The following is a 14,365-nucleotide window of genomic DNA, read 5'->3' on the forward strand; positions in this document are numbered from 1 at the left end:
CATGAGCGAGAAAAACCCCCTGCCGTTTGCCAAGACCCAGTCGCGCTCCATGCTGCTGTGGGTGCTTGCGGTACTGATCGGCCTGCCGTTGATTCTGCCCTCGGCCACCCTGGCCACCGAGATCCTGATCTTCGCCATGGCGGCGCTGGCCTGCAACCTGCTGCTGGGTTACACCGGGCTGTTGTCGTTTGGCCAAGGCATCTTCTTTGGCGCCGGTGCCTACTGCGCGGCGTTGCTGATGATTCACCTGCAACTCGGCCTGTTCACGGCCTTGATTGGCGCGGCGCTAGCCGGTGGTTTCCTGGCCTTGCTGGTCGGCGCCCTGGCGATCCGTCGCACCGGCATTTACTTTGTGATGCTGACCCTGGCGTTCAGCCAAATGGCCTACTTCGTCGCCTACACCCTCAGCGACTGGACCGGCGGCGACAACGGCCTGCTCAGCGTACCGCGTCCGGAAATCCGCATCGGCGACACCGTGCTGCTGTCGCTGGCCGACGCCCGTGCGTTCTACGGCTTCGTCGCGGTGCTGTTCCTGCTGATCTTTATCGGCGCGCGCCGGGTGATCGCCTCGCCGTTCGGCAGCACGCTGATGGCGATTCGTGAAAACGAAACCCGCGCCTCGGCCATCGGCTACGACACGCGCCACTTCAAGATCCTGGTGTTTGTGCTGTCCGGCGCCGTCACCGGGATTGCCGGGGCGCTGTACGCGATGCTGCTGCACTTTGTGCCGCTGTCGAACATCGACCTGGCGATGTCCGAGAACATCCTGATCATGACCATCGTCGGCGGCACCGGCTCGTTGTTCGGTTCCTTGCTGGGTGCCGGCTCCATCGTGCTGCTGGGGGATTTCCTCTCCGACCTGTGGCCGCGCTGGCTGATGCTGCTCGGCGTGATTCTGATCTTCGTGGTGATCTTCATGCGCGGCGGCTTGTGGGGCGGTCTGTCGTCACTGTTCGAAAAGCTGCGCGGCAGCCGCAAGGCCGGCGTCGTGACAAAGGAGGAGCCACTATGAGCATCCTGCTGCAAACCGAAAACCTGGAACTGGCCTACGGCGCGTTCCACGCGGTGAATGGCGTGAACCTCAAGGTCGAAGCCGGCACCATTCACACCATCATCGGCCCCAACGGCGCGGGCAAAACCAGCCTGTTTCACTGCCTCACCGGCGAACGCCAGGCCACCGCCGGGGCGATTCATTTCGACGGCAAGAACCTTATCCGTAAACCGGCCCACGGCCGTGTCGGGCTGGGCATGGCGCGCTCGTTCCAGCTCACCAGCCTGTTCCAGAACCTCAGCGTGCGTGAGAACCTGCGCCTCGCCGCCCAAGGCCGTGACGGTGCCCGCGCGCTGAATTTCTGGCGCCGCGTCGACAGCAAGCGCGAACACCTGGAAATGGCCGACCAGGTACTGGAACGCCTGCAACTCACCGCCCGCGCCGACACCCTGGCGGGCGAGTTGTCCCACGGCCAGCAACGGGTATTGGAGGTGGGCATGTCGATCTGCTCCAAACCCAAACTGCTGATGCTCGACGAACCTACCTCGGGCATGGGCATCGATGACATCCCGATCATGACCCAACTGATCAGCGACCTCGGCCGCGACCACACGGTGCTGTTGATCGAACACAACATGAGCATCGTCATGTCCATCAGTCAACGCATCACGGTGATGAGCCACGGGCAGATTCTGGTCGAAGGCACGCCGGAATTCGTGCGCGCCGATGAACGCGTGCGCACGGCTTATCTTGGGGAGGCTGCCTGATGCTGATCGTCGAAAACATTCACTCTTACTACGACAAAAGCCACGTGCTGGGAGGCGTGTCGCTGACCGTCAACCCGGGCGAACTGGTGACGCTGCTCGGCCGCAACGGCGCCGGCAAGACCACGACCCTGCGCAGCATCCTCGGGATTATCTGCCCGCGTCAGGGCCAGATTCACTTCAACGGCCAGGCGCTGGTGGGCCAGAAGATCTTTGAGATTGCGCGTCAGGGCTTGGCGCTGGTGCCGGAGAATCGCGGGATTTTCCGCCTGCTCACGGTCGAAGAAAACCTGCGCATCGCCGTGCGCAAGACCAGTCGCTGGCAGATGGAGGATGTGTACGGCATGTTCCCGCGCCTCAAGGAACGCCGTAAAAACGCCGGCCACGCGTTGTCGGGCGGCGAGCAACAGATGCTCGCCATCGCCCGCGCGCTGCTCAACGACCCCAAGCTGCTGATCCTCGATGAACCCACCGAAGGCCTCGCGCCGGTGATCGTCGATGAGCTGGTAAAGATCCTGCGCAAGGTCAAGGAGGACGGCCTGCCCGTGTTGCTGGTGGAACAGAACCTGATGGTCTGCGACAAGCTCGCCGACCGCCATTACGTCCTCGAACAGGGCCGTGTGGTGTACGAAGGCAGCGCCGCCGCCTTCCGCGCCGACCCGACGATCAAGAACCGCTACCTGGCCCTGAGTGCCTGACCGGAGTTTGCCCATGAATAGTTTTGCGCAACCGCTCAAGAGCAACGCCCCGCTGATCAACCGCGACCGCCTGTGGCAATCGCTGATGGACCTGGCGCAACTCGGCGCCACGGTCAAAGGCGGCGTGTGCCGCCTGGCCCTGACGGATCTGGACCGCCAGGCCCGCGACCTGTTTGTGCAGTGGTGCGAAGCGGCCGGGTGCAGCGTCAGCGTCGATGCCATCGGCAACATCTTTGCCCGCCGCGCCGGGCGCAACCCTGCCCTGCCCCCGGTGATGACCGGCAGCCATATCGACACCCAACCCACCGGCGGCAAATTCGACGGCTGCTACGGGGTGATGGCCGGGCTGGAAGTGATCCGCACCCTGAATGACTTGAACATCGAAACCGAAGCGCCGATTGAAGTGGTGGTATGGACCAACGAAGAAGGCTCGCGCTTCCCGCCGTGCATGATGGGCTCCGGGGTGTTTGCCGGGAAGTTCGACTTGCAGGACACCCTCGCCAAACTCGATGAGCAGGGCTTGTCGGTGGGCGCCGAGTTGCAGCGCATCGGCTACGCCGGTTCGCGTGCGGTGCTGGGCCACCCGGTGGGCGCGTATTTCGAAGCGCATATCGAGCAAGGCCCGGTGCTGGAAGACCAGGCCATCACCATTGGCGTGGTGATGGGTTGCCTGGGCCAGAAGTGGTTCGACCTGACCCTCACCGGCGTCGAGGCCCACGCCGGGCCAACGCCTATGCACCTGCGCAAGGACGCGCTGGTCGGCGCCGCCGAGGTGGTCAGCGCGGTCAACCGCATCGCCCACCAGAATCAGCCCCACGCCTGCGGCACCGTCGGCTGCCTAAGCCTGCACCCCGGTTCGCGGAATGTGATTCCCGGCCAGGTGCACATGACCCTCGACCTGCGCCATCTGCATGCCGACACACTGCAAGCCATGGTCGATGAGGTGCGCGGCGTGATTGAAGCCACCTCGCAGCGCCACGGTTTGAGCTTTGAACTGACCCCCACCGCCGACTTTCCACCGCTGGACTTCAACCCGCTCTGCGTCAATGCCGTGCGTGACGGCGCAAGCGCCCTGGGGCTGAGCCATATGGACATCGTCAGCGGCGCCGGGCACGACGCGATTTTCGTCGCCGAACTGGGCCCGGCCGGGATGATCTTTGTGCCGTGCGAAGGCGGTATCAGCCACAACGAAATCGAAAACGCCGCGCCGGACGATCTGGCGGCGGGCTGCGCGGTGTTGCTGCGCGCCATGGTCAATGCGGCGCAGGGGGAACTGGCATGAGTGAAATAGGGCAACTGACCGCCGTGCAGCTGTTGCAGCACTTTCGCGACAAGACCTTGTCACCCGTCGAAGTGACCGAAGACGCACTGCTGCGTATCGAACGCTACAACCCGGTGGTGAACGCCTATTGCCACGTGGACCCGGAAGGCGCATTGAATGCCGCGCGGGCATCCGAGCAACGCTGGCTCAAGGGCACCCCCTGTGGCGCGCTGGACGGTGTACCGGCGTCGATCAAGGACCTGACGCTGACCCTCGGCATGCCCACGCGCAAGGGTTCACGCACCTCATCCGCTGAAGGCCCGTGGGACGTCGACGCACCCTTTTCAGCCTTTATGCGCAACGCTGGCGCGGTGCTACTGGGCAAAACCACCACCCCGGAATTCGGCTGGAAAGGCGTCACCGACAACCCGCTGTATGGCATCACCCGCAACCCGTGGGACACGCGCACCACCGCGGGCGGTTCATCGGGTGGCGCGGGCGCGGCGGCGGCGTTGAACCTGGGCGTGCTGCATCAGGGCAGCGATGCCGGTGGTTCGATCCGAATTCCCTGTGCGTTTACCGGCACCTTCGGCATCAAGCCGACCTTCGGTTATGTGCCGCAATGGCCGGCCAGCTCCATGACCATTCTGTCGCATCTGGGGCCGATGACCCGCACGGTGGAAGACACCGTGCTGATGCTCAAAACCATCGCCCAGCCGGATGCGCGCGACGGTTTGATCGGCGCGCCACGGACCACGCCATGGCTGACGCCGGGTACGGACTTGAAAGGCTTGCGCGTGGCCTACAGCCCGACCTTTGGCTACGTGGACGTCGACCCGCAAGTCGCCAGCGTCGTCGCCGAAGCCGTGCAGGGCTTGGTGGCGTTGGGCGCGCATGTCGAGGAAATCGACCCCGGCTTCAGCGACCCGCTGGAGGTCTTCAGTACCCTGTGGGCCGCCGGCGCCGCCCGCCTGACCGGCCCCATGAGCGACGCGCAAAAACACCTGCTCGACCCCGGCCTGCTGCGCATTGCCAGACGCGGTGAACAACTCAGCCTCAGCGACTACAGCGCCGCCCTCGAAGCCCGCGCCGCACTGGTCGCAAAAATGGCGGCGTTTCACGAGCATTACGATGTGCTGGTGTCACCGATGATGCCGATCACCGCGTTCGAGGCCGGGCACGACGTGCCACCCGGTTCAGGCTTGCAGGAGTGGACGCAATGGACGCCGTTTACCTACCCGTTCAACCTCACCCAACAACCGGCAGCCTCGGTGCCCTGCGGGCTGGCGGCGAACGGGTTGCCGGTGGGGTTGCATGTGGTGGGTGCGCGGTTTGCTGATGAGCAGGTGTTGCGGGTGTGCCAGGCGTATGCCAATGCCTTCCCCACCGAGCACTTGCAAGCGCCGCAAACCCCGACCTGAAATGCAGTCAACTGTGGGAGCGGGCTTGTGTGGGAGCGGGCTTGTGTGGGAGCTGGCTTGCCTGCGATGCAGGCAACTCAGTTAACCAGGCACACCGGGGTGATGCCATCGCAGGCAAGCCAGCTCCCACACAAGCCAGCTCCCACAGTTTTGAGCGCATTCCTCTACAATGCCCGCATTCCTTCTCGGGGCACCCCATGGACATCGAACTGGCACGCACCTTCCTCGAAATCACCCGCTGCGGCAGCCTTGCCGCCGCCGCCGAGAAATTGCACGTCACCCAGACCGCCATCACTGCACGGGTCAAGAACCTCGAGAGCCAGCTGGGTAGCACGCTGTTCATCCGCAACCGCGCCGGTGCCCGGCTGACCGCCGATGGCGAAGCCTTTGTGGTGTACGCCAACCAGTTGCTGCAAACCTGGGAAGCGGCCAAGCGCGACCTGCCGCTGCCCGATGGCTACCGCAACGTGCTGCACATCGGCGGCGAGGTCAGCCTGTGCAATCCGTTGATGCTCGGCTGGGCGCAGGCGCTGCGTGAACATATCCCCGGGCATGCGCTGCGTACCGAAGTGCGCGAGGGCGACTACCTGCTGCGCCAGCTGGAACTGGGTGTGCTGGATGCTGCGCTGGTGTTCCAACCGCAGTATTGGCCCGGCTTGCAGGTTGAACAGGTGCTGGAAGAAAAGCTGATTCTGGTGCAGTTGGTGAGCAAACCGGATCCCTACGTCTACATCGATTGGGGCCCGGGCTTTCGCCAACAGCACGACGCCGCCCTGCCCGACAAGGCCCGCGCGGCCTTGAGTTTCAACCTCGGCCCGCTGGCCTTGCAGTACATACTGGAAAACGGCGGCGCCGGTTACTTCCGTACGCGCGTGGTGCAAAGCTACCTCGACAACGGCGTGATGCAGCGAGTGCCCAAGGCGCCGGAGTTCAGCTTCCCGACGTACCTTGTGTACTCACGGGCGCGGGATTCGGCGGTATTGCAACAGGCGCTGGAACTGCTGCGCGACGTGGTCAAGGCCGAAAGTGACTGGTCGCAACGCTGGGACCCGCTGATTTGAAGCGCCCAATGCCTGCACGCGTGCTAGCCTGCGAGTGTTTCCTCTTGCAGCCTTACCGATGAACAAGAAAAAGTCCGTCACCATCAGCGACATCGCCAAACGGGTCGGCATGACCACCATCACGGTGTCCCGCGCCCTGAGCAAACCCGACCTGGTCAAGCCCGCCACGCTGGCGCGGATCCTTGAGGTGGCGCGGGAGCTGGACTACGTACCCAACGCTTTTGCGCGCGGGCTCAAGCGCAGTGAAAGCCTGATCATCGGCGTGATCACCGCCTCGGTGGACAACCCGTTCTACAGTGAGATGATCAAGGCAATTTCCCGCGAGGCGAAAAAACACGGCTACACCATCATGCTGGTGGACACCGATGAGCTGGAAGAGCTCGAAAGCAAAGCCGTCGACACCCTGCTGGGCTACCGCGTGGCGGGGATCATTTTGTCGCCGGTTTCCGACGAGCCGAGCTACCAGCCCGACTACCTGGAGCGCCTGGGCAACGGCAAAACCCCGGTGGTGCTGCTTGATCGCACGATCCACGACAGCCCGTTCAGCCGCGTAGTGCTCGACAACTACCACAGCGGCATCCAGGCCGCGCACTACCTGCTGCGCCAAACCCCGGACCTCAAGCGCCTGCTGGTGCTGACCGGCCCAGAGCATTCACGCATCACCGTGGAGCGCCTCAAGGGCCTGCGCGAAGTGCTCGCCGAGCACCCGCAGGTGCAGGTTGAAGTGCAGGCCGGCGACTACACGTTGATGCCGTCCTACCTGCACACCCTCGACTACCTGGCCGAACACTCGGCGCCGGATGCGATCATGGGCTTCAACCAGTTGATCACCCTCGGCGCCCTGCGCGCGCTGCGCATGCACAACATCGCCCACGACAGCCTGACCATCTGCGGCATCGACCGCCTGCCCTTCGCCGATATCTTCGGCGTACCGATCGCCTGCGTGGCCCACGACGCCTCCCTGGCCGGCAGCAGCGCGGTGCGCTTGCTGCTTGACCGCCTGGAAGATCCGCACAAGCCACGCGACAAAGTGGTCATCGCCGGCCAGCTGGAAAACGGCTAGCGGCTGGTGTAGCCGCCGTCGATAGGCAGGCTGACGCCGCTGATCATGCTCGCGGCGTCGCTGAGCAGGAACAGCACGGGCAACGCCACTTCCACGGTTTCGGCAAAACGCCCCAGCGGAATCGCCGCCAGCGCGGGCTCGCGCTTGGCCGGCTCGGACCAGGCCATGGTTGCCATCGGCGTCAGCGTCACGGTGGGGTTGACGCTGTTGACGCGGATCCCGAAGCGGCCCCATTCGGCGCATTGCACACGGGTAATCGCGTCCAGCGCGGCCTTGGACGCGCAGTAGCCGAGGTGATCGTCCAGCGCCACCAGCGAGGCCTGGCTGGAGACATTGACGATGCTGCCGGCGATTTTTGCTTCGATCATTTTGGCAGCTACCCGGCTGGCGACTTGCGCGGCGGCGCGGGCGTTGACGTTCATCACCTGATCGAACGCCTCGGCACTGATGGCGGCGGCGGGCTCCAGGCGTGAGATGCCGGCGCAGTTGACCAGGCCGTGCAGGGGTGGCAGGGCTTGCAGGGCGGTGTCGACGGCGGCGCTGTCGGCGATGTCCAGGCACAGCGTTTGGCAGCCGAGTTGAGCGAGAGCCTGAGCATCGCGACCAAGGGCAAAGACCTCGGCGCCGCTGGCGATCAGTTGCAGCGCGATTTCGCGACCGATGCCGCTGCTGGCGCCGGTGACGAGGATGCGTTGGTGGGTGAAATCGAAGACTGCATTCATGGTCACTATTCCATAGACGATGAAGATCCCTTGTGGGAGCTGGCTTGCCTGCGATAGCGGTACATCAGTCACATTTGCATGACTGATACACCGCTATCGCAGGCAAGCCAGCTCCCACATTGGAATGTGTTGATTTAGTTGGATTGCAGGTTGTGCATGATCGGTTTGAGGGCCGGATACAGCTTCAAATACTCGGCAAACGCCTGCTCATAAGCCGCCACATTCTCCCGCTTCGGCTGCGCCCTCAATTCCAGCTGCACCCAGCCCTTCTCCATCTCCCCGTCACTCACCAACCCCACCGTATGCGCCGCCAGCAGCGCCGCACCCAGCGCCGCCTCCACCTCCTGAACAATGGTGTAAACCGGGTAGCGCGTGACGTCCGCAATAATCTGCATCCACAAATCCGAATGGCTCGCGCCGCCCACCACAATCAAGCGCGGGTCCAGCGAATGCGCGCCACGCGTGCCTGCTTCGATATTATGCCGCAGGGCAAAACTCACCCCTTCGAGCACCGCGCGGTACAGGTGAATACGGCTGTGATAAAGGTTCAGCCCGACAAAACTGCCACTGGCACGGTCATCCCACACTGGGCTGCGCTCGCCCATCAGGTAGGGCAAAAACACCACACCTTCGCTGCCTGCCGGGATCTTTGTCGCAGCCTGTTCCAGCAACACCAGGCTGTCCTGACCGGTGGCGTTGGCCTGTTGCTCTTCGGCTTGGCAGAACTGCTCGCGAAACCAGCTGACCGACGCCCCGGCGGTGATCGCGCCGCCGAAGATGTACAGGTCCTGATGGCCGTTGTAGACGTGAGGCATGCTGACCAAACCGTGGTGCGCATCCACGTGCTGGTTCAGATAACCCCAGCACATGCTCGTGCCGATCATCGCCACATGATTGCCCGGCTGCGTCACGCCCGCCGCCAGTGTCGCCATGGCCGCATCGACGCCACCCGCCAGGATCGGCGTACCCGCCTGCAACCCCAGGCGCGCGGCCCAGCTGCCCTGCAAGCCGCCGACCACGTCACCGGAATACACCAGTCGCTCGGGCATCATCGCCTGTGGAATGCCCAAGGCATCGAGCATCTCGGCCGACCAGCCGCGAGCCTTCACGTCGTAGACGCCGCCGATATTGCCAGCGCTGCTGTGGTCCACCGCCAGTTCGCCGGTGAGGCACCAGTTGATGTAGCTGTTGGGCGGCAGCAAGTAGCGCGTGTTGGCCCACACCTCGGGCTGATGCTTTTTGAGCCAGAGCATCTTGGTGAAGCCGTAGTAGCTGTCCACCGAGTTGCCGGTGACCTCGAACAAGCGCTCAAGATCAACATGTTCACGCACCCACGCCACCTGCTCGCCCGCGCGACGGTCCATCCAGATCAGACACGGGTGCAACGGCGTGATTTGCTCGTCCACGGCGATTCCCGAGCCGCCATACAAACTGCTGATGCACAGTGCCTTGACCTGCTCCCTGGCCACTGCGGCCTTTGCCATGCACTGCGCGACGCAGGCCTCAACGGCGTCCAGCCAGACCTGCGGCCATTGCTCGGCCCAGCGCACTTTCGGGGTATCCACGCGATACCCCTGGCTGTGCTGGGCGATGATCGTGCCTTGACCATCCACCAGCAACGCCTTGGTGCTCTGGGTTCCAATGTCGACACCCATGATGTAGTTCATGCTCAGACCACCGGCTTCAACAGCACCTTGATCGACTTCGTCGAGTTGGCCAGCTCAAAGGCTTCTGCCCAATCGTCCAGCGGGAAGTCATGGGTGACGATGCCTTTGGAGGTGACCAGCCCGCGCTCAAACAGGTCAATGGCGATCGGGTAGCAATACGGGCCGAGGTGGGCGCCGCGCACGTCGAGTTCCTTGCGGTCGCCGATGATCGACCAGTCCACGCTGGTTTCGGCGCCGAACACGCTGAACTCGACAAAACGCCCGAGTTTGCGGATCAGGTCCAGGCCCTGGGTCACGCCCGCCGGAACGCCGGTGGTTTCGATGTAGACATCGCAGCCATAGTTATCGGTAAGGCCGTTGATGATCTCGCGGGCGTTGTCGCGGGACGGGTTGATCACCACGTCGGCGCCGAATTTTTTCGCCAGTTCCAGGCGCTCGTCGACCATGTCGATCACCACCAGCTTCTTCGGCGTTTTCAACGCAGCCACCTGCACCATGCACAGGCCGAGGGTGCCGGCGCCGGCAATCACCACCACGTCATCGAGTTGAACATCGCCACGGTTGACGGTGTGGATCGAGCAGGCCATCGGCTCCACCAGCGCCGAGTCTTCCAGCGACACCGACTCCGGAATCTTGTGCACGATGGCGGTCTTGGGAATGCGCATGTACTGGGCCATGCCGCCTTCGGCGACTTCACGCTGGAAGCCGAAAATATTGTGCACTTCGCACATCCAGTACTTGCCGGACTTGCAGAAACGGCACTTGCCGCACGGCACGATCTGCTCGGCAATCACCTTGTCGCCGACCTTGACCTCAAAGTGTTCCTCGGCGCCCTCGCCCGCTTCCACCACGTAGCCAAAAAACTCGTGGCCCGGCACCACGGGGGCCTTGACCCACGGGTTGTCGCCGCCCCAGAACATCGCCGCGCCCGAGTGGCATTTGCAGTCACTGGCGCAGATGCCGCAGGCGGCGATGCGAATCACCAGTTCATTGGGGCGCGCCTGGGGTTTGCTGATGCGTTGCAGGCGGTAGTCTTTCGGGCCGTGGCAGACGACGGCTTGCATTTCGGTGTGCTTGTCCATGGGTTCGGTCCTGTTCTTGTAAGAGGTTTATTTGTGGCGCTGACGGCTGATAAAGATCGCCAGCAAAATGATCCCGCCCTTGATCACGCTCTGTACGTAGGGCGAGACCCCGAGCATGTTCAGTCCGTTGTTCAAGACGCCGAGCAGCATGGCGCCGAGCAAGGTGCCGACAATCACCCCGCGCCCACCGGCGATGGAGGCGCCGCCAAGTACCACGGCGGCAATCGCATCCAGTTCGAACGACACGCCAGCGTTCGGCTGGCCGCTCATCAGGCGTGAGGTGAGTACCAGCCCGGCAATTGCGGCAGTCAGGCCGCTGATGCCGTACACCAGCAACTTGAAACGCGCCGCGCGCACGCCAGACAAGCGCACCGCCTCTTCATTGCCGCCGATGGCGTAGATGTAGCGGCCGATGCGCGTGTGTTGCAGCAGCACGTAGGCGGCGAAATAGGTGATCAGCATGATCAGGATCGGCACTTCAATGCCGAACAGGCTCTGGCGACCGAAGAAGCCGAACCAGTCCGGCAGCCCGGAAATCGGGTAGCCGTCGGTGTACATCAGGCCCAGGCCACGGGCGATGCCCATGGTCGCCAGCGTGACGATAATCGGCGGCATGTGCAGGTAGGCGACGAACAGCCCGTTGCCAATACCGAAGGCCACGCCGACCAGCATCCCGGCGCCAATCGCCAAACCGGGCGGCAGGCCCGCGACCATCAGCCCGGCCGTGAGCGTGCCGGACAACGCCATCACCGGGCCCACCGACAAATCGATGCCACCGGTGAGAATCACGCAGGTCATGCCCACCGCGATAATCGCGTTGATCGACACCTGGCGGGCGATGTTCGACAGGTTGCTGGTGGTCAGGAAGGTGTCGCTGGCGAGGATCATCACCAGGGTCACCACCACCAGCCCGACAAAGGGATAAAACGCCGGCGAACGCACCAGCCGCGCCAGGTTCAGGCGCAGGCGGCCGCTGTCGGCGGTTTTAATGGACATATTCACTTGAGCCCCCTGTTGCATGGCGCATGACCTCTTGAGGATTGACGGCAGACGCTTCCAGTACCTTGACGATGGCGCCCTTGTGGAACACGGCGACGCGGTCGCACATGCCGATGACTTCCGGCAGTTCGGAAGAAATCATGATGATCGCGTAGCCCTGTTCGGTGAGGCTGCGCATCAAGGCGTAGATCTGCGCCTTGGCGCCGACGTCGATGCCGCGTGTGGGTTCGTCGAACACCAACACGTCACAGTGGTGGTTGATCCAGCGTGCGATCACGACCTTTTGCTGGTTGCCACCGCTGAGGTTGAACACCCGGCTTTCGCCGCTCGGCGCCTTGATCGACAGTTGCTTCATCAGGCCCTCAACGCTGGCGCACTCACGGCCTTTGTCGATCAGGCCCGACGCGTTCTGGTATTTGGGCAGGTTGTTCAGTGAGATGTTTTCACGAATGCTGAAATCGGTGATCAGGCCTTCGCTCTTGCGGCTTTCCGGGAGCAAGCCGATACCGTGGGCCAGCGCCTGGGCCGGGTCGTCGAGGCTGACTTTCTCGCCGCGCAGCCACACGTCTTTGCTCACCGACGGCAGCGCGCCCATCATGCCCAGGGCCAGTTCGGTGCGGCCGGAACCGACCAACCCGGCGAAGCCAAGAATTTCGCCCTTGTGCAATTTGAAGTTGTTGTGCGGGCCGTTGCGCACCAGCTGGATGTCTTTGACTTCCAGCAGCAACGGGCCGCGCGCTTGAGTCGGTTTGGGCGGAAAACTGTTTTCCAGACGCCGGCCCACCATCATCTCGACCAGTCGGTCGATGTCACTGTCGGCCACATCGGTCACGCCCACATTGCCGCCATCGCGCAGCACGCTGATGCGGTCGCACACCTGGAAAATCTCTTCCAAATGGTGCGAGATAAAAATCACCGCCACGCCCTGGCGCTTGAGCTCGCGCATGATCTCGAACAGCAGCTCGGCTTCGCTGGGCGTGAGGGTCGCCGTCGGTTCGTCGAGCACCAGCAGGCGCGCATCCAGGGCCAGGGCCTTGGCGATTTCGACGAACTGTTGCTCGGCCACGCTCAGGTGCTTGACTGCGCATTGCAGGTCGATGGTCACGCCCAGGCGCTGAAACAACGCCTCGGACGCCTCGACCATTTCGCGCTTGCGCAGCAGGCCAAAACGGTTGCTCAACTCATGGCCGAGGAAGATATTTTCCACCGCCGTGAGGTAGGGAATCAGGCTGAATTCTTGGAACACAATGCCGATGCCAGCCGCAATCGCATCGCGATACGTCGCGAATTGCTGTGCCTGGCCGTCGATCAGAATCCGGCCTTCGTCCTGATGCTCGACGCCGCCGAGGATTTTCATCAAGGTCGATTTGCCCGCGCCATTTTCCCCGAGCAACGCGTGAATCTCGCCGCGCTCCACTTGCAGGTTGATGGACTTGAGGGCCTGTACGCCCGGGTACCGCTTACAGATGTTTTCCAGCTTCAGAAGACTGCTCATACCGCCGACCCCGTATTCAGAAGGAAACCTCAAGCCCCACGGTTCACGTGGGGCCCAGGTGATTTACCAGCTGAAATCCTTGGCCTTGGCCTGGTCGATCAAGGTGATGTCCACCGGGATCGTGGCCGGCACTTGCGAGCCCCACTTCTTGGCCAGGGCGATGCCCAGCGCCAGGCGGATCTGGTCCCGCGGGTACTGCGCCGAGGTGGCGATGAACTTGCTGCCTGGCTTCTGGATGGCCTTGATCGCTTCCGGCGCGCCGTCGACGCTGACCAGTTTCACGTCCAGGCCACTGGCTTCGATGGCCGACAACGCGCCGAGGGAGCCGTTGTCATTCACACTGAAAATACCCTTGAGCGTGGGCTGGGCCTGCAGCATGTTTTCGGTGACGGTGAGCGCCTGATCACGTTCCTGCTTGCCGTTCTGGATGCTGACAATCTTGATGTCCGGGTGCTTGGCCACGGCCTCTTTGCAGCCGCGCACACGTTCCAGAATCGGCACCACGGCGATGCCGTCGAGAATGGCGATATTGCCTTTGTCGCCGATGTTTTTGGCCAGGTATTCACAGGCCTGGAAGCCAGCGTCGAAGTTCTTGGAACCGACGAAGGAGTCCAGCGGGCCGTCGGCCTGGGCGTCTACGGCAACCACCACAACGCCTGCGGCGTGGGCGGATTTGACGGCTGATTGCACGCCGACCGAGTCGGTGGGGTTGATCAGCAGGATGTCGATGCCTTTTTGCAGCATGTCTTCGACGTCGCTGACTTGCTTGGACACGTCGTGGCGGGCGTCGGTGATGATCAGCTTCGCACCGATGGTCGCGCCGGCTTCTTCCAGGGCGTTTTTCATGGTGACGAAATAGGGGTTGTTGATTTCCTGGAACGAGGCGCCGATGCGGATCGGCTTGGGGGTATCGGCGAATGCTTGAGTGCCGAGGGTGATGCTGACGGCCAGTAAACACAGGGTTTTCGGGAGCATTTTCATGGCGTGGGTCTCTGTTTTGTTTTTATTTTTAGAGCAAATGTTATCGATAACATTTTGTCAGAAGCTAACAAGGAAATTGAGGGTGTGCAAGTGGCCGTTTGTCGGGCTGGGTGTATATCCATTATTTGGGTGATGGCTTAGATTGGTTCCGCCCTTACGG

General features: G+C 62.9%; 13 protein-coding genes. 7 read left to right on the top strand and 6 right to left on the bottom strand.

Annotated elements, in window-relative coordinates; genetic code table 11:
* Window position 1: 1 nt before the first annotated feature.
* The 7 genes from BFW87_RS30980 (at window position 2) to BFW87_RS31010 (ending at window position 7,259) form a co-directional block, all read left to right on the top strand.
* The gene (locus BFW87_RS30980) at window positions 2–1,012 is read left to right on the top strand and encodes a branched-chain amino acid ABC transporter permease (RefSeq protein WP_078743505.1); all 1,011 of its coding nucleotides are present in this window, start codon (window positions 2–4) and stop codon (window positions 1,010–1,012) included.
* The gene (locus tag BFW87_RS30985) at window positions 1,009–1,758 is read left to right on the top strand and encodes an ABC transporter ATP-binding protein (protein WP_078743506.1); all 750 of its coding nucleotides are present in this window, start codon (window positions 1,009–1,011) and stop codon (window positions 1,756–1,758) included. The genes BFW87_RS30980 and BFW87_RS30985 overlap by 4 nt, the downstream gene beginning before the upstream one ends.
* The gene (locus BFW87_RS30990) at window positions 1,758–2,453 is read left to right on the top strand and encodes an ABC transporter ATP-binding protein (RefSeq protein WP_078743507.1); all 696 of its coding nucleotides are present in this window, start codon (window positions 1,758–1,760) and stop codon (window positions 2,451–2,453) included. Before BFW87_RS30985 ends, BFW87_RS30990 begins: the two co-directional genes overlap by 1 nt.
* 13 nt (window positions 2,454–2,466) lie before the next feature.
* Complete coding sequence (locus BFW87_RS30995) at window positions 2,467–3,735, top strand: Zn-dependent hydrolase (protein WP_078743508.1); 1,269 nt, start codon at window positions 2,467–2,469, stop codon at window positions 3,733–3,735.
* Window positions 3,732–5,135 (top strand): amidase, encoded by a 1,404-nt coding sequence (locus tag BFW87_RS31000; RefSeq protein WP_078743509.1) that lies wholly within the window; start codon window positions 3,732–3,734, stop codon window positions 5,133–5,135. The genes BFW87_RS30995 and BFW87_RS31000 overlap by 4 nt, the downstream gene beginning before the upstream one ends.
* Window positions 5,136–5,332: 197 nt before the next feature.
* Window positions 5,333–6,196 (top strand): LysR family transcriptional regulator, encoded by an 864-nt coding sequence (locus tag BFW87_RS31005; RefSeq protein WP_078743510.1) that lies wholly within the window; start codon window positions 5,333–5,335, stop codon window positions 6,194–6,196.
* A gap of 58 nt (window positions 6,197–6,254) precedes the next feature.
* The gene (locus BFW87_RS31010; protein WP_078743511.1) at window positions 6,255–7,259 is read left to right on the top strand and encodes a LacI family DNA-binding transcriptional regulator; all 1,005 of its coding nucleotides are present in this window, start codon (window positions 6,255–6,257) and stop codon (window positions 7,257–7,259) included.
* Here BFW87_RS31010 and BFW87_RS31015 read toward each other — a convergent pair.
* The 6 genes from BFW87_RS31015 to BFW87_RS31040 form a co-directional block, all read right to left on the bottom strand.
* Window positions 7,256–7,981: an SDR family oxidoreductase gene (locus BFW87_RS31015; RefSeq protein ID WP_078743512.1), complete on the bottom strand. Its 726-nt coding sequence runs from the start codon at window positions 7,979–7,981 to the stop codon at window positions 7,256–7,258. The genes BFW87_RS31010 and BFW87_RS31015 overlap by 4 nt on opposite strands.
* 134 nt (window positions 7,982–8,115) lie before the next feature.
* A complete protein-coding gene (locus tag BFW87_RS31020) occupies window positions 8,116–9,648 on the bottom strand; it encodes an FGGY-family carbohydrate kinase (protein WP_078743513.1) in 1,533 nt (510 codons plus the stop codon).
* 2 nt (window positions 9,649–9,650) lie between these two features.
* Entirely contained in the window at window positions 9,651–10,730 is a 1,080-nt protein-coding gene (locus tag BFW87_RS31025) for an alcohol dehydrogenase catalytic domain-containing protein (protein ID WP_078743514.1), read from the bottom strand.
* Between the two features lie 27 nt (window positions 10,731–10,757).
* Window positions 10,758–11,750, bottom strand: a complete 993-nt coding sequence (locus BFW87_RS31030) for an ABC transporter permease (RefSeq protein WP_078743515.1) — start codon at window positions 11,748–11,750, stop codon at window positions 10,758–10,760.
* Entirely contained in the window at window positions 11,716–13,224 is a 1,509-nt protein-coding gene (locus BFW87_RS31035) for a sugar ABC transporter ATP-binding protein (protein ID WP_078743516.1), read from the bottom strand. The genes BFW87_RS31030 and BFW87_RS31035 overlap by 35 nt, the downstream gene beginning before the upstream one ends.
* A gap of 63 nt (window positions 13,225–13,287) precedes the next feature.
* The gene (locus BFW87_RS31040; RefSeq protein WP_078743517.1) at window positions 13,288–14,205 is read right to left on the bottom strand and encodes a substrate-binding domain-containing protein; all 918 of its coding nucleotides are present in this window, start codon (window positions 14,203–14,205) and stop codon (window positions 13,288–13,290) included.
* Window positions 14,206–14,365: the final 160 nt, after the last annotated feature.

The organism is Pseudomonas fluorescens (genome assembly GCF_002022275.1).
GTDB lineage: Bacteria > Pseudomonadota > Gammaproteobacteria > Pseudomonadales > Pseudomonadaceae > Aquipseudomonas > Aquipseudomonas fluorescens_AJ.